This is a genomic window from Pseudomonas fluorescens, assembly GCF_040448305.1.
GTDB classification, from domain to species: domain Bacteria; phylum Pseudomonadota; class Gammaproteobacteria; order Pseudomonadales; family Pseudomonadaceae; genus Aquipseudomonas; species Aquipseudomonas fluorescens_BH.
The window spans coordinates 905534-929365 of sequence record NZ_CP148752.1; the positions used below are offsets into that span (position 1 = coordinate 905534).

A 23832-nucleotide genomic window follows, 5' to 3' on the forward strand; every position below is an offset into this window, starting at 1 on the left:
CTTGATGAAACGGTTGTACCTCGCCTCTGGTTCGCCGCGTCGACGTGAACTGCTCACGCAGATCGGCGTTCCGTTCTGCGCCGTCAGTGCGGACATCGATGAAACCCCTATAGCTCAAGAATCCCCATCGGCCTACGTCGAGCGCCTGGCGCGCGGCAAGGCCGAGGCCGGGCGCGGCGGCGTCGTGTCTGACGAACCGTTCTGCGTGCTCGGCGCCGATACCGCCGTGGTGCTCGATGGAAAAATTCTCGGCAAACCGGTTGATCAAGCGGATGCGTGCGCCATGCTGATGATGTTGTCAGGGTGTGAACATGAGGTCCTGACCGCGATTGCCGTGCTCGATGGCGAACGTTGCGAGTCCCGGGTTGTCACCAGTCGCGTGCGTTTTCGGGATATCAGTCGTGAAGAAGCCGTGGCCTACTGGGCCAGCGGTGAACCACAGGACAAGGCGGGCGGTTATGGCATTCAAGGACTGGGTGCGGTGTTTGTCGCCGGGCTCAATGGAAGTTATTCAGCGGTGGTCGGACTACCGCTTTGCGAAACCGCGGAACTGCTCGGCCATTTCGGCATACCCTGTTGGCAACCCCGGAACGCGCTTTAAGCGTCTTCCTGAACAGATGCGGCCATTATCGTGAACATGCCTGAACGAGACCCTGCCATGAGTGAAGAGATCCTGATCAACATCACGCCGATGGAGTCGCGCGTGGCGGTGGTCGAAAACGGTGTCCTGCAAGAGGTCCATGTCGAGCGTACGCAAAAGCGCGGGATCGTCGGCAACATCTATAAAGGCAAAGTCGTGCGGGTATTGCCGGGAATGCAGGCGGCATTCGTCGATATCGGCCTGGACCGTGCCGCGTTCATTCATGCATCGGAAATTTCCCTGCGCGAAGGCCCGGCGGTCGAGAGCATCAGTGCGCTGGTGCACGAAGGCCAGAGCCTGGTGGTGCAAGTGACCAAGGACCCGATCGGTTCGAAGGGCGCACGCCTGACCACCCAGTTGTCGATCCCTTCGCGTTACCTGGTGTACATGCCGCGCACCGCTCACGTCGGCATTTCCCTGAAAATCGAAGACGAAGCTGAGCGCGAACGCCTCAAGCAAGTGGTCACCGATTGCGTGGCCAAGGAAGGGATCAAGGAAGCCGGCGGTTTCATCCTGCGCACGGCAGCCGAAGGTGCTGGCGCCGATGAAATCCTCATGGACATCCGCTACCTGCGAAGGCTCTGGGATCAGATCAGCGCCCAGATCAAAACCATCAGCGCGCCCAGTGTGATCTACGAAGACCTCGGTTTGGCGCTGCGCACCCTGCGTGACCTGGTAAGCCCGAAAATCGAGAAAATCCGCATCGACTCCCGGGAAACCTTCCAGAAGACCACGCAATTCGTCGCCGAATTGATGCCCGAGATTGCCGACCGCCTGGAGCATTACCCGGGCGAGCGACCGATTTTCGACCTGTATGGCGTCGAGGACGAAATCCAGAAGGCTCTCGAGCGCAAGGTCCCGCTCAAGTCTGGCGGTTATCTGGTGGTCGACCCGGCGGAAGCCATGAGCACCATCGACGTCAACACCGGAGCGTTCGTCGGCCATCGTAATCTCGAAGAAACCATCTTCAAGACCAACCTCGAGGCCGCGACGGCCATCGCCCGCCAATTGCGCCTGCGCAACCTCGGCGGAATCATCATCATCGACTTCATCGACATGGAAGATGAAGAACACCAGCGCCAGGTGTTGCGCACGCTCGAAAAGCAACTGGAGCGCGATCACGCCAAGACCAACATCATCGGTATCACCGAGTTGGGCCTGGTGCAGATGACCCGCAAGCGCACCCGCGAAAGCCTTGAACAAGTGTTGTGCGAGCCATGCAACGCCTGTCAGGGGCGCGGCAAGCTCAAGACCCCGGAAACCGTTTGCTACGAAATCTTCCGCGAAATCCTGCGTGAGGCTCGCGCCTATCAGGCGGAAGGCTATCGTGTATTGGCGAACCAGAAAGTTGTCGACCGTCTGCTGGACGAAGAGTCGGGCAACGTTGCCGAACTGGAAGGGTTTATCGGGCGCACTATCCGGTTCCAGGTAGAAACCATGTATTCCCAGGAACAATACGACGTGGTGTTGCTCTGAGTCGCTGCGTTTTAACTTTTCCTGAACGGCTGGCCTCAGCTTTTTGCAAAACTTTTGCCATGGGGGCCACCTGACATGGACCGTCTTACACGCATTTTGGCCGCACTGACCCGCTGGGGTCTGGGCCTGTGCGCGTTGGTTTTGGTGTTGATGGCGCTCTACGTCAGCCTGGGCCGGGAGCTGACGCCGTTAGTCGCCGAGTACCGTGCCGACATCGAAACCAAAGCCAGCGATGCCTTGGGCATGCCGTTGCAGATCGGCGAGCTGGAAGGCAACTGGAGTGGTTTCGCGCCGATATTGATGGCCCGCGATGTGACCGTCGGCGAGGGTGCCAACGCCTTGCATCTGGATCAGGTGCGTGCGGTGCCGGACCTTTGGGGCAGTCTTCTGGCGCGACAGGTACGCATTGCTCATCTGGAACTCAGCGGCCTGAAGATCAACCTCAAGCAAGGTGAGGACGGTCAGTGGGCGCTGGAAGGTTTGCCGGTGCGCCAGGACCAGCCCACCGATCCGGAGCAACTGCTCAATCGGATGCAGATGCTTCAGCAACTGTCGGTGCTCGACAGCCAAGTGACCTTGCAGCCGTTTGGCGAGTCGCCGCTGACCCTGACTTATGTCGGCCTTAATCTGAAAACCGGGGTGTCGCGGCAGCGGCTCGACGCACGGCTGACCCTGCCTGACGGGCAGCCGGTGGCCATGAGTCTGCGTACCCGCATTCGTGCCAGCCAATGGCAGGACGGTGAAGCCGAGGTCTACCTGAGCCTGCCGCAAAGCGACTGGTCGAAATGGTTGCCTGAACGTCTGACCCAACAGTGGAATTTTTCCGAGATCAAGGCCGGTGGCGAGCTGTGGGTGACTTGGGGCAAAGGCACCTTGCAAAGTGCTGCGGTGCGCTTGAACGCGCCACAACTCAAGGGTGCCTACGCCGAGCGCAAGCCGATCCAGATCAATAACCTGGCGCTCAATGGATACTTCCAGCGCAATGCCGAAGGCGCGTCAGTGACTCTCGATTCCCTGGCGATGAACCTCGGCGAGACCCGCTGGGAAACGCATTTGCAGCTCAAGCAAAGCGCGGCCACCGACAAGACCGAAGAACTGTGGCATCTGCAAGCCGACCGCGTCGACCTGACCCCGCTCACGCCGCTGCTCAATGCCCTTGCGCCGTTGCCAGAAGGTTTTGCCACGGTCGTCGAGCGGCTCAAAGTCACGGGTGGCCTGCGTAACGTGCTGGTCGACTTCCGCCCGAATGCCACCGACGACAGCAAGTTCGGCTTTGCCGCCAACCTCGACCAGGTAGGCTTCGATGCCTATCACGGTGCGCCGGCGGCGCGAAACGTCAGCGGTAGTATCAGTGGTGACCTGGGGCACGGCGAACTGCGCATGGACAGCAAGGATTTCATGCTGCACCTGGACCCGATTTTCGCCAAGCCATGGCAGTACATTCAGGCCAATGCACGGCTGACCTGGAAGCTCGATAAAGAAAGTTTCACCCTGATCGCGCCGTACCTGAAAGTGCTGGGCGAGGAAGGCAAGATCGCCGGCGACTTCCTGATTCGCCTGCATTTCGATCCCACCCAGGAAGACTACATGGACCTGCGGGTCGGCCTGGTGGACGGTGACGGTCGCTACACCGCCAAGTACTTGCCGACGGTCCTCAGCCCGGCGCTGGATGAATGGCTGCGCACGGCGATTCTCAAGGGCGCGGTGGACCAAGGGTTCTTCCAGTATCAAGGGTCGCTCAGTCACGGTGCCGCGGATGTGGATCGCAGCATCAGCCTGTACTTCAAGGTTCACGATGCCGAACTGGCCTTCCAGCCGGGCTGGCCCCACGTCAGCAAGGTCAGCGGTGATGTGTTTGTCGAAGACAGTGGTGTGCGGATTCTGGCCAGCAAGGGCCAGTTGCTCGACACGCAGGTCAGCGATATCTACGTCAACATTCCCCATGTACCGGCGGGGCAAAACGTTCATTTGTTCCTTGATGGCGGATTTGCCGGCGGTTTGGGCGATGGCCTGAAAATCCTCCAGGAAGCGCCGATAGGCACCGGGGCAACCTTTGCCGGCTGGGAAGGCGAGGGAGACCTGCAAGGCAAGCTGAAGTTGGATATTCCGTTGGCAAAAGGCGAGGAGCCGAAGATTCTCGTCGACTTCAAGACGGCCAAGGCACGCTTGAAACTGGCCGAACCTGTACTGGAACTGACCCAGCTCAAAGGTGATTTCCGTTTCGACAGCGCCAAAGGCCTGAGCGGGCACAACATCAGCGCACGGGCGTTCGACAAGCCGGTCACCGCACAGATTTTTGCCGATGGCCGCCCGGGCAAACTCAATACCCGGGTGACTGCGTCGGGCCAGGTCGAGGTCAAGAAACTGACCGACTGGCTGAAGGTGACCCAGCCTCTGCCGGTGAGCGGTGTGATTCCGTATCAACTGCAACTGACCCTGGACGGCGCAGACAGCCAATTGATGGTCAATTCCAACCTCAAGGGCGCGGCCGTCGATTTGCCTGCACCGTTCGGCATGACCGCCGATGCAGGGCGCGACACGACGTTCCGCATGACCTTGCAGGGCGACGAGCGGCGCTATTGGGCCAACTACGGGGACCTGGCGAGTTTCACGTTTGTGGCCCCGGCCAGCAATTTCGCCGACGGTCGCGGAGACTTGTTCCTCGGTGGCGGCGAGGCCGTGTTGCCTGGCACCAAAGGCCTGCGGATAAGGGGCGTGCTGTCGGAGCTGGACGTTGGCCCGTGGAAGGATCTGGTGGATAAATACGCCGGGCAAGACCCCGGCGGCAGCGCCAAGCAATTGCTCAGCGGCGCGGATTTCAAGGTGGGCAAGCTCAGTGGTATCGGTACCACGCTCGATCAGGCGTCGATCCAGTTGGCGCGCAAGCCTTCCGCCTGGGCGCTGCAGCTCGACAGCCAGCAGATCAAGGGCAGTGCCAGCCTTCCCGATTCGAAGGCCACGCCAATCACGGTCAATCTGCAAGCCGTGCGCCTGCCTGCACCGGACCCGACCGTGCTGGCCGATGAAAACTCGCCGGATCCACTGGCGTCGGTGGACCCGACGAAAATCCCCGCGATGGACATCATCATCAATCAGCTATTCCAGGGCCAGGATCTCGTGGGGGGCTGGTCGCTGAAGATTCGTCCTACGCCCAAGGGCATCGTGTTCAACTCCCTGGACCTGGGCCTCAAGGGCATGCTGTTGGTGGGCAGCGGAGGTTGGGAAGGCGTGCCGGGTGCCAGCAACAGCTGGTACAAGGGCCGTATCAGCGGCAAGAACCTCGCCGATGTGCTCAAGGGCTGGGGGTTTGCGCCGAGCGTCACCAGCCAGGACTTTCATATGGATGTCGATGGCCGCTGGCCCGGCTCGCCAGCCTGGGTGGCGACCAAACGCTTCTCCGGCTCGCTCGATGCAACGCTCAATCAGGGCCAGTTCGTCGAGGTCGAAGGCAGTGCCCAGGCGTTGCGGGTATTTGGTTTGCTCAACTTCAACTCCATCGGCCGGCGCTTGCGCCTGGACTTCTCCGACCTGTTCGGCAAAGGCCTGAGTTATGACCGGGTCAAGGGGCTGCTGGTTGGGACCAATGGGGTGTATGTCACCCGTGAGCCGATTCGGCTGACCGGCCCGTCGAGCACCATCGAACTCGACGGCACCCTGAACATGGTGGCCGATCAGATCGATGCGAAACTGCTGGTGACCTTGCCAGTGACCAATAACTTGCCGATCGCCGCACTGATCGTCGGTGCACCCGCGGTCGGCGGGGCGCTATTCCTGATCGATAAGCTGATCGGTGACCGCGTTTCCCGTTTCGCCAGTGTGAAGTACAGCGTCCAGGGGTCGTGGAAAGAACCGAAAATCACCTTCGACAAGGCTTTTTGAGATCCTTTTGAAAAGGCACTCGGCAAGCCTATGGAGTAGCATGGCCGCATACGATTCCAGGAGTGCGCCATGTCTGTAGCGGTGATTCAAATGGTCAGCCAGAGCGATGTGCTGGCCAATCTGGCCCAGGCCCGTCGCCTGCTCGAACAGGCGGCCACCGGCGGCGCGAAGCTCGCGGTATTGCCGGAAAACTTCGCCGCCATGGGCCGGCGCGACATTGCCGACATCGGGCGCGCCGAAGCACTGGGCGAAGGCCCGATCCTGCCCTGGTTGAAACAGACCGCACGCGACCTCAAGTTATGGATTGTGGCTGGCACATTGCCGTTGCCGCCGGTGGATCAGCCGACGGCCAAAGTGCATGCCTGTTCGTTGCTGGTCGATGACCAGGGCGAAACGGTGGCGCGCTACGACAAGCTGCACTTGTTCGATGTGGACGTGGCGGACAATCGTGGCCGTTATCGTGAATCCGATGACTATGCTTATGGCAGCGGGGTGGTTGTGGCGGACACGCCCGTCGGCCGGGTTGGCCTGACGGTCTGCTATGACTTGCGCTTTCCCGAGCTGTACAGCGAACTGCGCGCGGCCGGCGCGGAACTTATTACCGCCCCCTCGGCCTTCACGGCAGTGACCGGTGCGGCGCATTGGGATGTGCTGATTCGTGCGCGAGCCATTGAGACGCAATGTTACGTGCTCGCGGCTGCCCAGGGCGGGACGCACCCGGGACCGCGGGAAACCTTTGGACATGCCGCCATCGTCGACCCGTGGGGGCGTGTGCTGGCGCAACAGGATCAAGGCGAGGCCGTGCTGCTGGCCGAACGCGACAGCAGCGAACAGGCGTCCATCCGGGCGCGGATGCCGGTGTCCAGTCACCGGCGCTTTTTCTCGCAGGGCGCCCAGCGACCTGCATCAGAACGACGAATTTAAGGCGTAAAGCATATGAGCGAGTTGTTGTCCTCAGTCAGTGAACACCTCCTGGCGCCCGGTGGCGTCACGATCGAGAGCCTGCAAGGTGTGCTCGGCGATCTGGCCGGGCCGGGCATCGATGCGGCCGACCTGTATTTCCAGGGGCAGATCTCCGAGTCCTGGGCGCTGGAAGACGGCATCGTCAAAGAAGGCAGCTTCAACCTTGACCAAGGTGTGGGCGTGCGCGCGCAATCGGGCGAAAAAACCGGTTTTGCCTACAGCAATGCCATCACCCTGGAAGCCCTGGGCGCGGCGGCGCGGGCCGCCCGTTCGATTTCCCGGGCCGGGCAGCACGGCACCGTACAGGCATTCACCAGCCAGGATGTCGCGCAGTTGTATGCGCCGGACAATCCCCTGGAAGTGCTGACCCGTGCCGAGAAAGTCGATTTGCTCAAGCGAATTGATGCCGCGACCCGCGCCCTCGACCCTCGCATCCAGCAAGTCACCGTGAGCATGGCCGGTGTCTGGGAACGGATTCTGGTGGCATCCACCGATGGTGGTCTGGCGGCAGACGTGCGACCGCTGGTGCGTTTCAACGTCAGTGTGATCGTCGAGCAGAACGGTCGCCGCGAGCGCGGCGGTCATGGCGGTGGCGGTCGGACCGATTACCGCTATTTCCTCGCCGAAGACCGCGCCATGGGCTATGCCCGTGAAGCGTTGCGCCAGGCGCTGGTCAACCTTGAAGCCATTCCGGCACCGGCCGGTACCTTGCCGGTGGTGCTCGGTTCCGGTTGGTCGGGCGTGCTGCTGCACGAAGCCGTCGGTCATGGTCTGGAAGGCGACTTCAACCGCAAGGGCAGTTCGGCCTACAGCGGGCGCATGGGTGAGATGGTTGCGTCGAAGCTTTGCACCATTGTCGATGACGGTACCCTGGCCGGTCGCCGTGGCTCGTTGAGCGTCGATGACGAAGGCACGCCGACCGAGTGCACCACGCTGATCGAAAACGGCGTGCTCAAAGGCTACATGCAGGACAAGCTCAACGCGCGACTGATGGGCGTGGCTCGCACCGGTAACGGTCGTCGCGAATCCTACGCGCACCTGCCGATGCCGCGCATGACCAACACCTACATGCTTGCTGGCGAAAGCGATCCGGCGGAAATCATCGCTTCGGTGAAACGCGGTATCTACTGCGCCAACCTGGGTGGCGGTCAGGTGGACATCACCAGCGGCAAGTTCGTGTTCTCCACCAGTGAGGCGTACCTGATCGAGGACGGCAAGATCACCGCTCCGGTCAAGGGTGCGACCCTGATCGGCAACGGGCCGGAAGCCATGAGCAAGGTGTCGATGGTTGGTAATGATCTGTCGCTGGACAGCGGCGTGGGCACGTGCGGCAAGGATGGGCAGTCGGTGCCGGTGGGTGTCGGCCAGCCAACGCTGAAGATTGATGCGATCACCGTGGGTGGCACGGGTTCGTAAGAAGTGAGGCTGCGGGTGAGCTGCGAGGCAGCTCACCCGATTCGAGAATTAACGCAGACCGCGTTGAGTCTCGTCCAGCTCACGGATGTACTTGAAGATTTTACGGCTGGAAGCAGGAGGCTTGTTTTGCGCAACCTCATGCTGGGCCTGACGGATCAGGGAGCGCAATTGCTGGCGGTCCGCGTCCGGGTAGTCGACGACGAATTTTTCCAGAACGGCATCGTCGCCGGCGATCAGACGATCGCGCCAGCGCTCCAGGTTATGGAAGCGTTCGTTGTATTGGCGAGTGGAGGCATCGAGTTGATCGAGCAGAACCAGAATGGCGGCAGTGTCCTGATCGCGCATCAGTTTGCCGATGAATTGAAGGTGCCGTTTACGCGCGATGTTCGCGGTGTGCTTGGGCGCATCGGCCAGAGCCCGACGCATTCCGTCGGTCAAGGGCAGTTTTGCCAGCAAGTCAGGCTTGAGTGTTGTAAGGCGCTCGCCAAGGTCAACCAGAGCATGCAGCTCGCGTTTAACCTGGGATTTGCTTTTTTCTCCCGTATCGAGGGAGTCGTCGTAAGAATCAACCATGGTGGCCGTCCGCAAAGAAACGCCGCCATGATAACCAGTCGGGGGCCGCTTGTCCGGCCCGGTCGCTCGATGACCGTTACCGAAAGCAGAATTTGAGTGGAGAACAGCATGAGTGCAGTTGAAAGCGTCGGCCCACAAGCGTTGCCGGCACTGCAGGAACAAGTCGAGCAGATCATCGCTGAAGCCAAACGCCAGGGCGCCAGTGCCTGTGAAGTGGCGGTGTCACTGGAGCAGGGTTTGTCGACCACGGTGCGCCAGCGTGAAGTCGAAACCGTTGAATTCAACCGTGATCAGGGTTTCGGCATCACCTTGTACGTCGGCCAGCGCAAAGGCTCCGCCAGCACCTCGGCCAGCGGTCCGGAAGCTATCCGCGAGACAGTTGCCGCAGCACTGGCCATCGCCAAGCACACCTCTGAAGATGAAGCCTCGGGCCTGGCGGATGCCGCGCTGATGGCGCGGGATATTCAGGATTTCGACCTGTTCCACCAATGGGACATCACACCGGAACAAGCCATCGAACAGGCCCTGGCCTGTGAAGCCGCGGCGTTAGCCGCCGACAGCCGGATCAAGAACGCCGACGGTACCACCCTCAGCACCCATCAGGGCTGCCGCGTTTATGGCAATAGCCACGGGTTTATCGGCGGTTACGCGTCGACTCGCCACAGCCTGAGCTGCGTGATGATCGCCGAGGCCGATGGCCAGATGCAGCGCGATTACTGGTACGACGTGAACCGCCAGGGCAATCTGCTGGCCGACCCGGTCAGCATCGGCCAGCGCGCTGCGCAACGGGCGGCGAGTCGTCTGGGCGCGCGTCCGGTGCCGACTTGCGAGGTGCCGGTGCTGTTTTCCGCCGAGTTGGCTGGAGGACTGTTCGGCAGTTTCCTGTCGGCGATTTCCGGCGGCAGCCTGTATCGCAAGTCGTCGTTCCTTGAAGGTACTCTCGGTCAGAAGCTGTTTCCGGAGTGGCTGACCATCGACGAGCGTCCGCATCTGATGCGGGCATTGGGCAGCGCAGCGTTCGATGGTGATGGTTTGGCAACCTATGCCAAACCGTTCGTCGAAAAAGGTGAGTTGGTGTCGTACATCCTCGGCACCTACTCCGGTCGCAAGCTCGGCATGCCGAGCACCGCCAATGCCGGGGGCGTGCACAACCTGTTCGTCACCCATGGCGATGAAGACCAGGCCGCCTTGCTGCGCCGCATGGGCCGCGGATTGCTGGTGACCGAGTTGATGGGCCAAGGCCTGAACATGGTGACCGGTGATTATTCCCGGGGCGCGGCGGGTTACTGGGTCGAGAACGGCGAAATCCAGTTCGCGGTGCAGGAAGTGACCATTGCCGGCAACATGCGTGACATGTTCAAGCAGATCGTTGCCGTGGGTAACGATCTTGAGTTGCGCAGCAACATTCGCACCGGTTCGGTGCTGATCGAGCGGATGACGGTGGCGGGTAGCTAAAGCCCGGCAGCAATACAAAAAGGCGCGCCACCCATTGGGTGGCGCGCCTTTTTTATTGGCTACAACACAGATCCCCTGTGGGAGGTAACTTGCCCTTACAACCTTGTTTTGTTTCTCATTATCATTTAATAATAAATCTCATTACCGAGTGAACCCCGGATCATGAGTTCTGCCTTGCACGAGCAGCCGTACCTCGAAAGCTGGCGCTGGATGAGTCGCCAGATCCGTTGCGCGATGAACCCCGACGAGCCTCGCCTGATCGACCACTACCTGGCCGAAGGCCGGTATCTGGCGTGTTGCACGGCCACCTCACCCTGGACCGTCGCCGAAACCTCCTTCCGTTTGTTGCTCGATACCGCCGCCGATGTCGCGCTGCCGTGGCACTGGCGCACCTACTGTCTCGACCAGGCCTGGCGCCCGTTGCGCGACCTCGAACGCCTTTCGTTGTGCAAATGCCGCCTCAAGCGCTGGCAGAGCTACACCTGGCAACTGGCTACCTGCGAGTTGCAGCCCTCGATTCCTCTTACTGAACTGGTGCAAGGACTTTCTGATGAACAAGACACGTATTGAGCGCGACAGCATGGGCGAGCTTCAGGTCCCGGTGGACGCCCTCTACGGCGCACAGACTCAGCGTGCGGTGGATAACTTCCCGATCAGCGGCAAACCGATGCCGGTTCAGTTCATTCGCGCGCTGATCCTCGCCAAGGCAGCGGCCGCCCGCGCCAACGTCGAACTCAGGCAGATCAGCGAAGCCCAGGGCAAAGCCATCGTCGACGCGGCCCAAGGGCTGCTCGAAGGCGATTTCATGCAGCATTTTCCGGTGGATATCTTCCAGACCGGTTCCGGTACCAGCTCCAACATGAACGCCAATGAAGTGATCGCCACGCTGGCCAGTCGCTTGCTCGGCGAGGCGGTGAACCCCAACGATCACGTCAACTGCGGGCAAAGCAGCAACGACATCATCCCGACCACGATTCACGTCAGTGCCGCGCTGGCGTTGCATGAGCAGTTGCTGCCGGCGCTGACGCATCTGGTACAGGTCATCGAGCACAAGGCCGGGCAAGTTCATCACCACGTCAAGACCGGGCGCACGCACCTGATGGACGCCATGCCAGTGCGCATGAGCCAGGTGCTCAATGGTTGGGCGCAGCAGCTCAAGGCCAACATCGGCCATCTGCGAGACTTGCAGCCAAGCCTGCAATCCCTGGCCCAGGGCGGCACGGCGGTGGGTACGGGTGTCAATGCGCACCCCGAGTTCGCGGCACGTTTCAGCCAGCAGCTAAGCAAATTGACTCGGGTTGAGTTCCAGCCAGGCAAGGATCTGTTCGCGCTGATCGGCTCTCAGGACACTGCCGTTGCAGTCTCCGGACAGCTAAAGGCCACCGCCGTGTCGCTGATGAAAATCGCCAATGACCTGCGCTGGATGAACTCCGGCCCGCTGGCCGGCCTTGGCGAGATCGAACTCGAAGCCTTGCAACCGGGCTCCTCGATCATGCCGGGCAAGGTCAATCCGGTGATTCCGGAGGCCACCGCGATGGTCGCGGCTCAGGTCATCGGCAACGACAGTGTGATCACCATCGCCGGTCAGTCGGGCAATTTCGAACTGAACGTGATGCTGCCGATCATCGCCCAGAACCTGCTGAGCAGTATCGAGTTGCTGGCCAATTCCAGCCGTCTGCTGGCAGACAAGGCCATCGCCAGCTTCAAGGTCAACGAAGGCCGAATCAAGGAAGCGCTGTCACGCAACCCGATTCTGGTCACCGCGCTCAACCCGATCATCGGTTACCAGAAAGCTGCCGAGATTGCCAAAAAGGCCTATCAGCAAGGTCGGCCGGTGATTGACGTCGCGCTGGAACACACCGAGCTGTCGCGCAGCCAGCTGGAAGAATTGCTCAACCCGGAAAAACTCACCGCGGGCGGCGTGTAAGCCCCGTTACCGCTTTGGAGGCGCACCATGGAGCACTGGAAACGCACGATCGAAAGAGCCAATCGCTTTTTCATGCTGGGCGAATTAGTCGATGCCCGCGAGGCGTACCTGCAGGCACTGGCCCTGGCCCAGGTGCTGTTCGAGCGCTGGGCGGATGCCGACGAAGCGGTGGCGGCCTGCGTGATTTCCCATCACAACCTGGCGGACCTGCACCTGCGTCTGAACCAGCCGGAGGAGAGCGCCGAATACCTATGTGCCATCCACCAACGGCTGTTGCAGACCATGCAGGACCCGCGGCTACCACAAGCATTGCGTGAAGCGGCGTTGCGCCAGAGCAGCAAGACCTACGTTGAGCTGCTGAATTTCATCAGTGAGCACGGTGAGTACCCGCGTACCCATCGACTGCTGCACATCGATGTCGCTTCGCCTGCGCCTCATCATTATGGAGTCCATTGAACATGGCTTTTACCTTGCCTGCCTTGCCGTACGCCTACGACGCCCTGGAACCGCACATCGATGCGCAGACCATGGAGATCCACTACACCAGGCATCACCAGACTTATATCAACAACCTCAACGCGGCCGTCGAGGGTACCGAGTATGCCGAGTGGCCCGTGGAGAAACTGGTGTCTGCCGTCCAACAACTGCCGGAAAAACTGCGTGCGGCGGTGATCAACCAAGGGGGCGGCCACGCCAACCATTCGCTGTTCTGGGAAGTCATGACGCCCGGCGGTGGTGGCGAGCCCGAAGGTGCGCTGGCCAAGGCCATCGATGAACAACTGGGCGGCCTCGACAGCTTCAAGGAAGCCTTTACCAAGGCTGCATTGACCCGCTTCGGCAGTGGCTGGGCCTGGCTGAGCGTGACCCCGCAACAGACCCTGGTGGTGGAAAGCAGCGGTAACCAGGACAGTCCGCTAATGAACGGCAATACCCCGATTCTGGGCCTCGACGTCTGGGAACACGCCTATTACCTGCGTTATCAGAACCGTCGTCCGGAATACATCAGCGCGTTCTACAACGTGATCAATTGGCCGCAAGTCGCTGCGCGCTATCAGACCGCACTGGTTTAAGTCTTTTATAAAAACAATCCAAGGCAGGGCTATGGGCACTGAAACACTGGCGATCGGAAGTGGACGGATGTTTCGTTACGCGTTTGGATCGCTGTTACTGCTGGCGGGTATGAGCCTATTGGTTGCCCATGGGCTGGCATGGCTCGACCTTGAGCCGAAGTTGCTACGTGCACTGCAGGGCGGTGCGATCTGCGCCTTGGGTACCGCGCTGGGCGCGGTGCCGGTGTTGGTGATTCGGCGGATGCCACAGATGCTCAGCGACACTTTGCTTGGGTTTGGCGCTGGCGTGATGCTCGCGGCGACGGCATTTTCGCTGATCGTTCCGGGCATCTCTGCCGCCGAAGGGCTTGGCCTGTCACCCTGGGCGTCCAGTGGGCTGATCAGCTTCGGCATTATGCTCGGCGCATTCGGGTTGTTCCTGGTGGATCGGAAGGTCTCCGGGGCCAGTCCGGACATGCTGGTCGGCACGCTGGAGCGACCGGTCATTCCTCCGCGGATCTGGTTGTTTGTGTTTGCGATCATCGCCCACAACATCCCGGAAGGCATGGCTGTGGGTGTTTCGGCCGGTGGTGGAATGCCTGACGCCGACAGTCTCGCCATTGGCATTGCCTTGCAAGATGTGCCGGAAGGGTTGGTCATCGCTTTGGTACTGGCCGGGGCAGGGATGTCCAGGATCAAGGCGTTCCTGATCGGTGCCGCATCTGGGTTGGTCGAACCTGTGTTCGCACTGCTATGCGCGTGGCTGGTGAGCCTGGCCGAACTGCTGCTGCCTTTGGGGTTGGCACTGGCGGCGGGGGCGATGTTGCTGGTGGTGACCCATGAAATCATTCCCGAGTCGCGCCGCAATGGTCATGACAAGCTTGCCAGCCTCGGGCTGCTGATGGGGTTCTGTTTGATGATGGTGATGGATACAGCGCTGGCTTGATTTGTGGCAAAGCCCCCTCGCCACAAAAGCTCACCCGTCGTAGTGTTATTCGCCTTCGTCGAAGAAGTTGTTGATCAACGCCACCAGCGCGTTCAGCGCTTCCTGTTCCTGCTCGCCTTCGGTGCTCAAGTGAATCGTGGTGCCTTTGCCGGCGGCCAGCATCATCATCGCCATGATGCTTTTGCCATCGACCATGGACTCTGGTGTACGACCGGCCCGGATCTGGCACGGGAACTGACCCGCCACCCCAACGAATTTTGCAGAAGCGCGAGCATGCAGGCCCAGCTTGTTGATGATTTCGATTTCCAGAGCAGGCATCGCGGTGTGAATCCTTTAGCTGAGGTCGCGGTGGCGAACCTGGACGTTCTTCAGTGATTTTTGCAGCGCCTGCCCCAGACGCTCGGTCAGGTAGACGGAACGGTGATGTCCGCCAGTGCAGCCAATGGCAATGGTGACATAGGCGCGGTTGCTGGCGGCAAAACGCGGCAGCCACTTTAGCAGGTATGTGGAAATGTCCTGGAACATCTCTTCGACATCCGGTTGTGCCGCCAGATAGTCGGCAACCGGTTGATCGAGCCCGGACTGCTCGCGCAATTCCGGTTTCCAGTAAGGGTTGGGCAGGCAGCGCACATCGAACACCAGGTCGGCGTCCACCGGCATACCACGCTTGAACCCGAAGGACTCCACCAGGAACGCAGTGCCCGGCTCTGGCTGATTCAGCAGGCGCAGTTTGATGGCGTCGCGCAGCTGGTACAGGTTCAGGCTGGTGGTGTTGATCTTGAGATCGGCGAGGTCGGCAATCGGCCCGAGCAGGTCGCTCTCGACGCTGATGGCTTCGGCCAGCGAACGGTTGGCATTGGTCAGGGGGTGACGTCGGCGGGTTTCCGAGAAGCGCTTGAGCAGGGTTTCTTCGTCGGCGTCCAGGTACAGCACATCGCACTGGATGTGGCGGGCACGGACTTCCTCGAGCAGGTCGGGGAAGCGTGACAGGTGGCTGGGCAGGTTGCGCGCGTCAATGGAAACGGCGACCAGCGGCTGTAACAGCTCGGTATGAACCAAGGCGCGTTCGGCCAACTCCGGCAGCAGGCCGGCAGGCAGGTTGTCGATGCAGTAGTAGCCGTTGTCCTCAAGAACGTTGAGGGCGGTACTTTTACCTGAGCCGGAACGGCCACTGACGATGATCAAGCGCATGATTACTGACCGTTTTGCTCGTCCAGGACAACCTGATACAGGGCTTCGTTGCTTGCAGCACTACGCAGCTTTTCGCGAACTTCCTTGCGGTCGAGCATGCTGGCGATCTGTCGCAGCAGCTCAAGGTGCGCATCGGTGGCGGCTTCCGGGACCAGCAGCACGAACAGCAGGTCAACCGGCGCACCATCGATGGCGTCGAAATCGATAGGGGCGTCCAGGTGCATCAATGCACTGATGGGCGAAACACAGCCCTTGAGACGGCAATGTGGAATGGCGATGCCATTGCCAAACCCGGTGGAGCCGAGTTTTTCACGGGCAATCAGTGCCTCGAAGACATCTTGCATCTCCAGGGCCGGCACTTCGCGGGCGATCAGATTGGCAATTTGTTCGAGGGCTTTCTTTTTACTGCCTCCCGGCACGTTCACCAGGGAACGGCCGGGGGTCAGGATACTTTCAAGTCGGATCATGGGTAGGGAGTGTTAACGACCGGTTGCGCCCTGGAGGAGGCTCTGGGTCTTTTCCTTATGTTTTTTGAGTTGTTTATCCAGCTTGTCGGTGAGTGCGTCGATCGCGGCGTACATATCGGTATGTTCCGCGTTTGCGACCACTTCATTCCCGGGAATATGCAGCGTGGCTTCGATTTTCTGCTTCAGTTTTTCGACGGTCATCGTGACCTGCACATTAGTGATCTTGTCGAAATGTCGCTCCAATCGTTCGAGTTTTTCGCCGATGTAGGTGCGAAGAGGTTCGGTCACTTCCAGTTGGTGTCCACTGATGTTGACTTGCATACAGCTTCTCCTTCGTTGCCAGTGCATAAAGCGGTAGATCAGATGATCTACCACTGGAACGCTGTGGCGTGGCTCTACATCAACCGCTTGCGTTCGCTCGAAGGCGCGATCCCGAGGGATTCGCGGTACTTGGCGACGGTGCGGCGAGCCACCTGAATGCCTTGTGCCTCCAGTAAACCAGCGATCTTGCTGTCACTCAACGGCTTTTTCTGATTTTCCGCGGCAACCAGTTTTTTGATGATTGCCCGGATCGCCGTGGACGAGCATTCGCCGCCTTCGGAGGTGCTTACGTGACTGGAGAAAAAGTACTTCAGTTCATAAATGCCCCGGGGGGTGTGCATGAACTTCTGGGTGGTCACCCGTGAAATCGTCGATTCATGCATGCCGACCGCTTCGGCGATGTCATGCAGGACCAGCGGCTTCATGGCTTCGTCGCCGTACTCCAGAAAGCCGCGTTGATGCTCGACGATCTGGGTGGCAACCTTCATCAGGGTTTCATTGCGGCTTTGCAGGCTCTTGATAAACCAGCGGGCCTCCTGCAACTGATTGCGCATGAAGGTGTTGTCGGCGCTGGTGTCGGCGCGGCGCACGAAACCGGCGTACTGGGCGTTGACCCGCAGACGTGGCACCGACTCCTGATTCAGCTCCACCAGCCAGCGCTCGTTGTCCTTGCGCACGATAACGTCAGGAACGACGTACTCGGCTTCGGTGGACTCGATCTGCGAGCCCGGGCGCGGGTTGAGGCTCTGGACCAGTTCGATGACCTGGCGCAGTTCATCTTCCTTGAGCTTCATGCGGCGCATCAACTGGCTGTAGTCGCGGCTGCCAAGCAGGTCGATGTAATCGGTGACCAGGCGCTTGGCCTCGGCCAGCCAAGGTGTCTTGGCTGGCAACTGACGCAATTGCAGCAACAGGCATTCACCCAGGTTGCGGGCGCCGATGCCGGCGGGCTCGAACTGCTGGATGCGGTGCAGGACGGCTTCGATTTCGTCCAGTTCGATGTCCAGTTCCGGGTCGAAGGCTTCGAGGATTTCCTCGAGGGTTTCGTCCAGGTAGCCCTGATTGTTGATGCAGTCGATCAGGGTCACGGCGATCAGGCGATCGGTATCGGACATCGGGGCCAGGTTCAGCTGCCACAGCAAGTGGCTCTGCAGGCTTTCGCCGGCCGAGGTGCGGGTGGTGAAGTCCCACTCGTCGTCGTCACTGCTGGGCAGGCTGCTGGCGCTGGTCTGGTAAACGTCCTCCCACGCGGTGTCGACGGGGAGTTCGTTGGGGATGCGCTCGTTCCAGTCACCTTCATCGAGGTTATCAACCGTCGGGGCGCTTTCCTGGTAGGAGGGCTCCTGGATGTCAGTGTTGGGCTTTTGTTCGGCGTTGTCGGCCAAGGGGTCGGAATTGTCGAAGTCGTCGCCTTCTTCCTGGCGTTCGAGCATCGGATTGGACTCCAGGGCCTCCTGGATTTCCTGTTGCAGGTCCAGGGTCGACAATTGGAGCAGGCGGATGGCCTGTTGCAGCTGCGGTGTCATCGTCAGCTGCTGGCCCATTCTCAAGACTAGCGATGGTTTCATGGCAGGGGCTTAACACCTTATTCGCCGGCGCACATGCGCCATCCACTACAGGGCGCCGGGGCGCCAAACATAAGCAAATTATATGCCTGAAACTGAAGGGTTTGCCTAGAGCGCTGTAACAATAAAAGCTGCAAAGTTTTGTTGACAGGTTGCTCCGGCTGGCTCCTGAACATCTTTGAAGCGTCGGGTTTGCCTGGAGCGCTGTAACAATAAAAAAGAGTTGATTTTTTATCGAGACAAGCGCCCGTCGACTGCTCTGGCACCTCGGTGTCTTACAGGCGGAATTCGTGGCCCAGGTACACTTCCTTCACCAGGTCGTTGGCCAGGATGGTTTCAGCGTCGCCTTCAGCGATCAGTTGACCGTCATTGACGATATAGGCGGTTTCACAGATATCCAGGGTTTCACGAACGTTGTGGTCCGTGATCAGCACGCCAATGCCTTTGGCCTTGAGGTGGTGAATGATCTGCTTGATGTCACCGACCGAAATCGGGTCCACGCCGGCGAAGGGTTCGTCGAGGAGGATGAATTTCGGGTTGGTGGCCAGGGCGCGGGCGATTTCAACGCGGCGGCGCTCACCACCGGACAGGCTCATGCCGAGGTTGTCGCGGATGTGGCTGATGTGAAATTCCTGCAACAGGCTTTCCAGCTCTTTGCGACGACCGGCCTTGTCGAGCTCCTTGCGGGTCTCGAGGATGGCCATGATGTTGTCGGCCACCGACAGTTTGCGGAAGATCGATGCTTCCTGCGGCAAGTAGCCGATACCGGCCTTTGCGCGGCCATGCATCGGCTGGTGGCTGACGTCCAGGTCATCGATCAGGACGCGGCCCTGGTCGGCCTGTACCAGGCCGACAATCATGTAGAAGCAGGTGGTCTTGCCGGCGCCGTTCGGGCCAAGCAGGCCGACAATCTGACCGCTGTCGATGGACAGGCTGACGTCGCGCACGACCTGGCGGCTCTTGTAGCTCTTGGCCAGATGCTGAGCTTTCAGAGTTGCCATTACTGGGCCTTTTGCTCGTCGGTTTTCTTCTTCGGCTGGATCACCATGTCGATGCGCGGGCGCGCCTCGGTGACCTTGCTGCCTGTGGCGCGACCGGCGCTGGCGAGCTTCTTGTCCGTGTCGTAGACAATTTTCTCGCCTTGGGTGACGTTGTTGTCCTTGTCGACAACTTTGGCCTTGTCGATCAGTACGACGCGATTTTGCGCGGCGTGATACTGGATCGTCACGCCCCAGCCCTGAACAGGCTTGGTATCGCCAGCTGTTTGCAATTGCTCGAAGTACGCCAGGTTGCCCACCGAGGTCACTACGTCGATGTCGCCAGCCGGGGTGCGGGTAATGGTAACGGTGTTGCCTGTCACCTTCATCGAGCCTTGGGTGATGATCACGTCACCCTTATAGGTAGCAATACCTTGCTTGTCGTCCAGTTGGGCATCGTCGGCCTGAATGCGGATAGGCTGCTGTTGATCTTCCGGCAGAGCCCAGGCGCTCACGCTTCCCAGTGCTGCGCCCAGACTGAGCAAAATCGGGAGGGTTTTAACGAGCCTCATACTGTCCTCTTACGTTCGATAGCAGGTGTATCCTGCTTTCTTTCAAATACGCCTTCATTCCCTTGCCAGTCGATACACCGCCAGCGCCGTCGATTCTAACGTCTTGCTCGGTCTGCGCATATTGCTGCTGCGGGAACACGGTCATGCGGGTGCTGGTGATCAGGGTTTTACGGTTTTTCTCGTCAAAGCGCGTGATGCGCACGTCATCGATCAGTTCGACCTGTGTGCCATCAGGGTTGACCTCGCCGCGCAGGCTCTGGACGTGCCACGGGAATTCAGTGCCGCGGAACACATTCAGGTCGGGGTTGGTCAACAATGTCACCTCGGTCGCTTTCAGGTGCTCGACCTTGTCGGACACCAGATCATATTGCAGCTTGCCGTCCGGCAGGTACTGCACGCTGTGGGCGTTGATGGCGTAATAGTCGATCGCGCTTTCATCGACCGGCGTTACCGGCTTGTCGAGGAAGCGTTCCGGGCTGATGTTCCAGTAGCCAACCGCGGCGAATATCGCCGCGATGCAACTGAACATCAGGGTGTTGCGAAACTTTTTGCTCAGCATAGTGGGCTCACAGGTACGCCGCATTGGCCGCATCGAGGCGGTCCTGGGCGCGCAGGATCAATTCGCAGAATTCGCGAGCGGCACCTTCGCCGCCACGGGCGAGGGTGATGCCGTGAGCGTGTTCACGCACGAAGCTGGCGGCATTGGCCACCGCCATGCCCAGGCCGACGCGGCGAATCACCGGCAGGTCCGGCAGGTCATCGCCGAGGTAGGCCACCTGCTCATAGCTCAGGTTGAGTTGGGCCAGTAGCTCATCGAGTACCACCAGTTTGTCTTCGCGCCCCTGATACAGATGCGGGATGCCGAGGTTTTTGGCCCGTCGCTCGACCACCGGGGTCTTGCGGCCACTGATGATGGCCGTCTGCACGCCAGCGGCCATCAGCATCTTGATACCCTGGCCGTCGAGTGTGTTGAAGGTCTTGAATTCGCTGCCGTCTTCGAGGAAGTACAGGCGCCCGTCGGTCAGCACGCCATCGACATCGAACACTGCCAGTTTGATCTGTTTGCCGCGTTGCAACAGGTCCGCACTCATTACATTACTCCTGCACGCAGCAAGTCGTGCATGTTCAAGGCGCCGACCGGGCGGTCTTCACGGTCGACCACGACCAGCGCGTTGATTTTATGATCTTCCATGATTTTCAGCGCTTCGGCGGCGAGCATCTCGGCGCGGGCAGTCTTGCCATGTGCAGTCATGACCTGGTCGATTGTAGCGCTATGGATGTCGATGCTACGGTCCAGCGTGCGGCGCAAGTCACCGTCGGTAAAGATCCCGGCCAGCTTTCCATCGGCTTCCAGGATCACGGTCATGCCCAGGCCTTTGCGGGTCATTTCCATTAGCGCGTCCTTGAGCAGGGTGCCGCGCTGCACCTGCGGCAGTTCCTGGCCTGCGTGCATGACATTTTCCACTTTCAGCAGCAGGCGTCGGCCCAGGGCGCCGCCGGGATGGGAAAAGGCGAAGTCTTCGGCGGTAAAGCCACGGGCTTCCAGCAGCGCGACGGCCAGGGCGTCGCCCATGACCAGGGCGGCGGTGGTCGACGAGGTGGGTGCCAGGTTCAACGGGCAGGCTTCGTGTTCGACGTGAACATTCAGGTTGACCTCGGCGGCCTTGGCCAGCGCGGAGTCAGGATTGCCGGTCACACTGATCAATTGAATGCCCAGGCGTTTGATCAGTGGCAGCAGGGTCACGATTTCATTGGTGGAGCCGGAGTTCGAGAGCGCCAGAATGATGTCGTCACGGGTAATCATGCCCATGTCACCGTGGCTGGCTTCAGCCGGGTGCACAAAAAATGCCGTGGTGCCGGTGCTGGCCAGGGTCGCGGCAATCTTGTTGCCGATGTGCCCCGACTTGCCCATGCCGACCACGACCACGCGGCCTTTGCTGGCCAGAATCATCTCGCAAGCGCGTACGAAATCTGCGTCGATATGGGGTAGCAGGCCTTGCACGGCTTCTACCTCGAGGCGGATGGTGCGTTGTGCTGATTGAATCAGGTCGCTGGATTGGCTCATGTCAGAAATCGTATAGCCTGATGAAAAGGCGGCGATTATAGCGGTTATGATCGAATCCCTCACGCTAGTTCGTCGCGCATTGTCATCCTTGTTGCCGGAAACCTTCTAAACGGGGCTTTCAACCTGTCATACAGTTGAACATGTCCTGGCTTTGGCCTTGGGGGCGCAGCCTTTGCAGTGATATAGTTCGCCGCCAGTTCGGCCTGCCCGGGAGGTATGTGCTTTCGTGAGAAAGTCAGGCGTCCGAGTGAGAGGCTGCATCGCAAGGAGTTTAGATGAGTGCCGATAACGCCTACGCGGTCGAGCTGAAGGGACTGTCCTTCAAGCGCGGTGCGCGCAGCATTTTCAATAATGTCGATATCCGTATCCCACGCGGCAAGGTCACCGGCATCATGGGGCCTTCCGGGTGTGGCAAGACCACGCTCTTGCGTCTGATGGGCGCCCAGTTGCGGCCCACCAAGGGCGAAGTCTGGGTCAACGGTCAGAACCTGCCAAAACTGTCGCGCAGCGATCTGTTCGATGCGCGCAAGCATATGGGCGTACTGTTTCAGAGCGGTGCACTGTTTACCGACCTCGATGTCTTCGAGAACGTCGCTTTTCCGCTGCGGGTTCACACGCAACTGCCGGACGAAATGATCCGCGACATCGTCCTGCTCAAGCTGCAGGCCGTGGGCTTGCGCGGTGCCATCGAACTGATGCCCGACGAGCTTTCCGGCGGCATGAAGCGCCGTGTCGCGCTGGCCCGGGCGATCGCGCTCGATCCACAGATCCTCATGTACGACGAGCCCTTTGTCGGCCAGGACCCCATCGCAATGGGCGTTCTGGTGCGTCTGATTCGTTTGCTCAACGATGCGCTGGGCATCACCAGCATCGTGGTATCCCACGACCTGGCCGAGACCGCGAGCATTGCCGATTATATTTATGTGGTGGGCGATGGTCAGGTATTGGGGCAGGGCACGCCGGACGAGTTGATGAACTCGGATGAGCCGCGCATTCGTCAGTTCATGACCGGTGAACCCGACGGCCCGGTTCCGTACCACTTTCCAGCGACGGATTACCGCGCAGATCTTCTGGGGAAGCGCTGATGCGCAGAATTTCATTGGTAGAACGCGTTCGCCGCTTCGGCCAGGCCGGCATCGATGTGTTGGCGGTGTTCGGGCGTTCGAGCCTGTTCCTGTTCCATTCCTTGCTTGGCCGGGGCGGAATCGGTGGCGGTTTCGGGCTGCTGGTCAAGCAGTTGCACTCGGTGGGCGTGATGTCCCTGGTGATCATCGTGGTCTCCGGGGTATTCATCGGCATGGTGCTGGCGCTGCAAGGCTTCAACATTCTTTCCAGCTATGGTTCAGAACAGGCCGTCGGGCAGATGGTGGCGCTGACGCTGCTGCGTGAACTGGGGCCGGTGGTGACCGCCTTGCTGTTCGCCGGGCGCGCAGGTTCGGCGTTGACCGCCGAAATCGGCAACATGAAGTCCACCGAGCAGTTGTCCAGCCTGGAAATGATCGGGGTCGACCCGCTCAAGTACATCATCGCGCCACGCTTGTGGGCCGGTTTCATTTCCCTGCCGGTGCTGGCGATGATTTTCAGCGTGGTGGGTATCTGGGGCGGCTCGTGGGTGGCGGTTGACTGGCTGGGGGTCTATGAAGGCTCCTACTGGTCGAACATGCAGAACAGCGTGACCTTCGCGGACGATGTGCTCAACGGGATCATCAAAAGCATCGTCTTTGCCTTTGTCGTGACCTGGATCGCCGTATTCCAAGGCTATGACTGCGAACCCACTTCCGAGGGGATCAGTCGTGCCACTACCAAGACCGTTGTGTATGCCTCGTTGGCAGTGCTCGGCCTGGACTTTATTCTGACCGCCTTGATGTTTGGAGATTTCTGATGCAAAACCGCACCCTGGAAATCGGTGTCGGCCTTTTCTTGCTGGCTGGCATCCTGGCTTTGCTCTTGTTGGCGTTGCGGGTCAGTGGCCTGTCTCCGACTCCGAGCACCGACACATATAAACTTTACGCCTACTTCGACAATATCGCCGGTTTGACGGTCAGAGCAAAGGTGACCATGGCCGGTGTGACCATCGGCAAGGTCACGGCCATCGATCTGGATCGCGACAGTTTCACCGGTCGGGTGACCATGCAGCTGGAAAAACGCATCGATAATCTGCCTGCGGACTCTACTGCATCTATTCTGACCGCTGGCCTGTTGGGCGAGAAGTACATCGGTCTCAGCGTGGGCGGGGAAGACACCCTGCTCAAGGATGGTGGAACCATCCATGACACGCAGTCATCGTTGGTGCTCGAAGACCTGATCGGTAAATTCCTGCTCAATACCGTTAGCAAAGAAGCTAAATGAG

25 protein-coding genes are annotated in these 23832 nt (G+C 60.0%); 14 read left to right on the top strand and 11 right to left on the bottom strand.

The features are described from left to right. Positions 1–4: 4 nt before the first annotated feature. The 5 genes from WHX55_RS03990 (at position 5) to tldD (ending at position 8374) form a co-directional block, all read left to right on the top strand. Positions 5–601 (top strand): Maf family protein, encoded by a 597-nt coding sequence (locus tag WHX55_RS03990; RefSeq protein WP_353742104.1) that lies wholly within the window; start codon positions 5–7, stop codon positions 599–601. 57 nt (positions 602–658) lie between these two features. Next, the gene (gene rng, locus WHX55_RS03995) at positions 659–2116 is read left to right on the top strand and encodes a ribonuclease G (protein ID WP_007970246.1); all 1458 of its coding nucleotides are present in this window, start codon (positions 659–661) and stop codon (positions 2114–2116) included. Positions 2117–2191: 75 nt separating this feature from the next. Next, positions 2192–5995 carry a YhdP family protein gene (locus WHX55_RS04000; protein ID WP_353742105.1) on the top strand — a complete coding sequence of 1268 codons (3804 nt, stop codon included), beginning with the start codon at positions 2192–2194 and terminating at the stop codon, positions 5993–5995. A 69-nt stretch (positions 5996–6064) separates the two neighbouring features. Continuing rightward, entirely contained in the window at positions 6065–6919 is an 855-nt protein-coding gene (locus WHX55_RS04005) for a carbon-nitrogen hydrolase family protein (RefSeq protein WP_150727440.1), read from the top strand. A gap of 12 nt (positions 6920–6931) precedes the next feature. Next, complete coding sequence (gene tldD, locus WHX55_RS04010) at positions 6932–8374, top strand: metalloprotease TldD (RefSeq protein WP_150727439.1); 1443 nt, start codon at positions 6932–6934, stop codon at positions 8372–8374. A gap of 48 nt (positions 8375–8422) precedes the next feature. On the opposite strand, the gene yjgA is transcribed toward tldD, so the two are convergent. After that, complete coding sequence (gene yjgA / locus WHX55_RS04015; RefSeq protein WP_056728351.1) at positions 8423–8947, bottom strand: ribosome biogenesis factor YjgA; 525 nt, start codon at positions 8945–8947, stop codon at positions 8423–8425. A 108-nt stretch (positions 8948–9055) separates the two neighbouring features. Between yjgA and pmbA the strand changes: the two genes are divergently transcribed. The 6 genes from pmbA to WHX55_RS04045 all read left to right on the top strand — a co-directional run bounded on the left by pmbA (position 9056) and on the right by WHX55_RS04045 (position 14324). Continuing rightward, complete coding sequence (gene pmbA, locus WHX55_RS04020; RefSeq protein ID WP_353742106.1) at positions 9056–10402, top strand: metalloprotease PmbA; 1347 nt, start codon at positions 9056–9058, stop codon at positions 10400–10402. Positions 10403–10564: 162 nt separating this feature from the next. After that, the gene (locus WHX55_RS04025; RefSeq protein ID WP_150754377.1) at positions 10565–10972 is read left to right on the top strand and encodes a FagA protein; all 408 of its coding nucleotides are present in this window, start codon (positions 10565–10567) and stop codon (positions 10970–10972) included. Then, positions 10953–12329 carry a class II fumarate hydratase gene (locus tag WHX55_RS04030; protein WP_353742107.1) on the top strand — a complete coding sequence of 459 codons (1377 nt, stop codon included), beginning with the start codon at positions 10953–10955 and terminating at the stop codon, positions 12327–12329. Before WHX55_RS04025 ends, WHX55_RS04030 begins: the two co-directional genes overlap by 20 nt. 27 nt (positions 12330–12356) lie before the next feature. After that, positions 12357–12785 carry a hypothetical protein gene (locus WHX55_RS04035; RefSeq protein ID WP_150758024.1) on the top strand — a complete coding sequence of 143 codons (429 nt, stop codon included), beginning with the start codon at positions 12357–12359 and terminating at the stop codon, positions 12783–12785. Positions 12786–12787: 2 nt separating this feature from the next. Next, positions 12788–13399, top strand: coding sequence for a superoxide dismutase (locus WHX55_RS04040; RefSeq protein ID WP_150758023.1), 612 nt, complete (start codon positions 12788–12790; stop codon positions 13397–13399). Between the two features lie 31 nt (positions 13400–13430). Then, positions 13431–14324 carry a ZIP family metal transporter gene (locus WHX55_RS04045; RefSeq protein WP_353742108.1) on the top strand — a complete coding sequence of 298 codons (894 nt, stop codon included), beginning with the start codon at positions 13431–13433 and terminating at the stop codon, positions 14322–14324. Between the two features lie 45 nt (positions 14325–14369). Here the strand turns inward: WHX55_RS04045 and WHX55_RS04050 are convergent, their stop codons facing one another. The 10 genes from WHX55_RS04050 to WHX55_RS04095 form a co-directional block, all read right to left on the bottom strand. Beyond that, on the bottom strand, positions 14370–14642 hold the full coding sequence (locus WHX55_RS04050; protein WP_046040042.1) for an HPr family phosphocarrier protein: 273 nt from the start codon (positions 14640–14642) through the stop codon (positions 14370–14372). 15 nt (positions 14643–14657) lie between these two features. Continuing rightward, complete coding sequence (rapZ, locus tag WHX55_RS04055) at positions 14658–15515, bottom strand: RNase adapter RapZ (RefSeq protein WP_150727432.1); 858 nt, start codon at positions 15513–15515, stop codon at positions 14658–14660. Between the two features lie 2 nt (positions 15516–15517). Next, positions 15518–15982: a PTS IIA-like nitrogen regulatory protein PtsN gene (gene ptsN / locus WHX55_RS04060; protein ID WP_008046148.1), complete on the bottom strand. Its 465-nt coding sequence runs from the start codon at positions 15980–15982 to the stop codon at positions 15518–15520. A gap of 12 nt (positions 15983–15994) precedes the next feature. Then, positions 15995–16303, bottom strand: coding sequence for a ribosome-associated translation inhibitor RaiA (raiA, locus tag WHX55_RS04065; protein WP_007941242.1), 309 nt, complete (start codon positions 16301–16303; stop codon positions 15995–15997). A 74-nt stretch (positions 16304–16377) separates the two neighbouring features. Next, the gene (locus WHX55_RS04070) at positions 16378–17871 is read right to left on the bottom strand and encodes an RNA polymerase factor sigma-54 (protein WP_150727431.1); all 1494 of its coding nucleotides are present in this window, start codon (positions 17869–17871) and stop codon (positions 16378–16380) included. A gap of 272 nt (positions 17872–18143) precedes the next feature. Further along, positions 18144–18869: an LPS export ABC transporter ATP-binding protein gene (lptB, locus tag WHX55_RS04075; protein WP_008054366.1), complete on the bottom strand. Its 726-nt coding sequence runs from the start codon at positions 18867–18869 to the stop codon at positions 18144–18146. Further along, positions 18869–19417 carry a lipopolysaccharide transport periplasmic protein LptA gene (gene lptA / locus WHX55_RS04080; protein WP_150754380.1) on the bottom strand — a complete coding sequence of 183 codons (549 nt, stop codon included), beginning with the start codon at positions 19415–19417 and terminating at the stop codon, positions 18869–18871. Before lptA ends, lptB begins: the two co-directional genes overlap by 1 nt. Beyond that, positions 19404–19976, bottom strand: coding sequence for an LPS export ABC transporter periplasmic protein LptC (lptC, locus tag WHX55_RS04085; RefSeq protein WP_150727429.1), 573 nt, complete (start codon positions 19974–19976; stop codon positions 19404–19406). Before lptC ends, lptA begins: the two co-directional genes overlap by 14 nt. A 7-nt stretch (positions 19977–19983) precedes the next feature. Then, complete coding sequence (locus WHX55_RS04090; RefSeq protein ID WP_008018712.1) at positions 19984–20508, bottom strand: HAD family hydrolase; 525 nt, start codon at positions 20506–20508, stop codon at positions 19984–19986. Then, entirely contained in the window at positions 20508–21482 is a 975-nt protein-coding gene (locus WHX55_RS04095; RefSeq protein ID WP_007986704.1) for a KpsF/GutQ family sugar-phosphate isomerase, read from the bottom strand. The genes WHX55_RS04090 and WHX55_RS04095 overlap by 1 nt, the downstream gene beginning before the upstream one ends. 275 nt (positions 21483–21757) lie before the next feature. Here WHX55_RS04095 and WHX55_RS04100 point away from each other — a divergent pair, with 275 nt between their 5' ends. From WHX55_RS04100 to mlaD, 3 genes are read left to right on the top strand one after another with little or no spacing between them, the layout of a single operon-like run. Further along, entirely contained in the window at positions 21758–22567 is an 810-nt protein-coding gene (locus tag WHX55_RS04100) for an ATP-binding cassette domain-containing protein (RefSeq protein ID WP_007986707.1), read from the top strand. Continuing rightward, on the top strand, positions 22567–23364 hold the full coding sequence (gene mlaE, locus WHX55_RS04105; RefSeq protein WP_150727426.1) for a lipid asymmetry maintenance ABC transporter permease subunit MlaE: 798 nt from the start codon (positions 22567–22569) through the stop codon (positions 23362–23364). The genes WHX55_RS04100 and mlaE overlap by 1 nt, the downstream gene beginning before the upstream one ends. Then, positions 23364–23831 (top strand): outer membrane lipid asymmetry maintenance protein MlaD, encoded by a 468-nt coding sequence (gene mlaD / locus WHX55_RS04110; RefSeq protein ID WP_150727425.1) that lies wholly within the window; start codon positions 23364–23366, stop codon positions 23829–23831. Before mlaE ends, mlaD begins: the two co-directional genes overlap by 1 nt. Position 23832 lies beyond the last annotated feature (1 nt).

Coding starts and splice junctions, on each gene's coding strand:
- WHX55_RS03990 (WP_353742104.1), top strand. CDS start 5: ATGAAACGGTTGTACCTCGCCTCTGGTTCGCCGCGTCGACGTGAACTG.
- rng (WP_007970246.1), top strand. CDS start 659: ATGAGTGAAGAGATCCTGATCAACATCACGCCGATGGAGTCGCGCGTG.
- WHX55_RS04000 (WP_353742105.1), top strand. CDS start 2,192: ATGGACCGTCTTACACGCATTTTGGCCGCACTGACCCGCTGGGGTCTG.
- WHX55_RS04005 (WP_150727440.1), top strand. CDS start 6,065: ATGTCTGTAGCGGTGATTCAAATGGTCAGCCAGAGCGATGTGCTGGCC.
- tldD (WP_150727439.1), top strand. CDS start 6,932: ATGAGCGAGTTGTTGTCCTCAGTCAGTGAACACCTCCTGGCGCCCGGT.
- yjgA (WP_056728351.1), bottom strand. CDS start 8,947: ATGGTTGATTCTTACGACGACTCCCTCGATACGGGAGAAAAAAGCAAA.
- pmbA (WP_353742106.1), top strand. CDS start 9,056: ATGAGTGCAGTTGAAAGCGTCGGCCCACAAGCGTTGCCGGCACTGCAG.
- WHX55_RS04025 (WP_150754377.1), top strand. CDS start 10,565: ATGAGTTCTGCCTTGCACGAGCAGCCGTACCTCGAAAGCTGGCGCTGG.
- WHX55_RS04030 (WP_353742107.1), top strand. CDS start 10,953: ATGAACAAGACACGTATTGAGCGCGACAGCATGGGCGAGCTTCAGGTC.
- WHX55_RS04035 (WP_150758024.1), top strand. CDS start 12,357: ATGGAGCACTGGAAACGCACGATCGAAAGAGCCAATCGCTTTTTCATG.
- WHX55_RS04040 (WP_150758023.1), top strand. CDS start 12,788: ATGGCTTTTACCTTGCCTGCCTTGCCGTACGCCTACGACGCCCTGGAA.
- WHX55_RS04045 (WP_353742108.1), top strand. CDS start 13,431: ATGGGCACTGAAACACTGGCGATCGGAAGTGGACGGATGTTTCGTTAC.
- WHX55_RS04050 (WP_046040042.1), bottom strand. CDS start 14,642: ATGCCTGCTCTGGAAATCGAAATCATCAACAAGCTGGGCCTGCATGCT.
- rapZ (WP_150727432.1), bottom strand. CDS start 15,515: ATGCGCTTGATCATCGTCAGTGGCCGTTCCGGCTCAGGTAAAAGTACC.
- ptsN (WP_008046148.1), bottom strand. CDS start 15,982: ATGATCCGACTTGAAAGTATCCTGACCCCCGGCCGTTCCCTGGTGAAC.
- raiA (WP_007941242.1), bottom strand. CDS start 16,303: ATGCAAGTCAACATCAGTGGACACCAACTGGAAGTGACCGAACCTCTT.
- WHX55_RS04070 (WP_150727431.1), bottom strand. CDS start 17,871: ATGAAACCATCGCTAGTCTTGAGAATGGGCCAGCAGCTGACGATGACA.
- lptB (WP_008054366.1), bottom strand. CDS start 18,869: ATGGCAACTCTGAAAGCTCAGCATCTGGCCAAGAGCTACAAGAGCCGC.
- lptA (WP_150754380.1), bottom strand. CDS start 19,417: ATGAGGCTCGTTAAAACCCTCCCGATTTTGCTCAGTCTGGGCGCAGCA.
- lptC (WP_150727429.1), bottom strand. CDS start 19,976: ATGCTGAGCAAAAAGTTTCGCAACACCCTGATGTTCAGTTGCATCGCG.
- WHX55_RS04090 (WP_008018712.1), bottom strand. CDS start 20,508: ATGAGTGCGGACCTGTTGCAACGCGGCAAACAGATCAAACTGGCAGTG.
- WHX55_RS04095 (WP_007986704.1), bottom strand. CDS start 21,482: ATGAGCCAATCCAGCGACCTGATTCAATCAGCACAACGCACCATCCGC.
- WHX55_RS04100 (WP_007986707.1), top strand. CDS start 21,758: ATGAGTGCCGATAACGCCTACGCGGTCGAGCTGAAGGGACTGTCCTTC.
- mlaE (WP_150727426.1), top strand. CDS start 22,567: ATGCGCAGAATTTCATTGGTAGAACGCGTTCGCCGCTTCGGCCAGGCC.
- mlaD (WP_150727425.1), top strand. CDS start 23,364: ATGCAAAACCGCACCCTGGAAATCGGTGTCGGCCTTTTCTTGCTGGCT.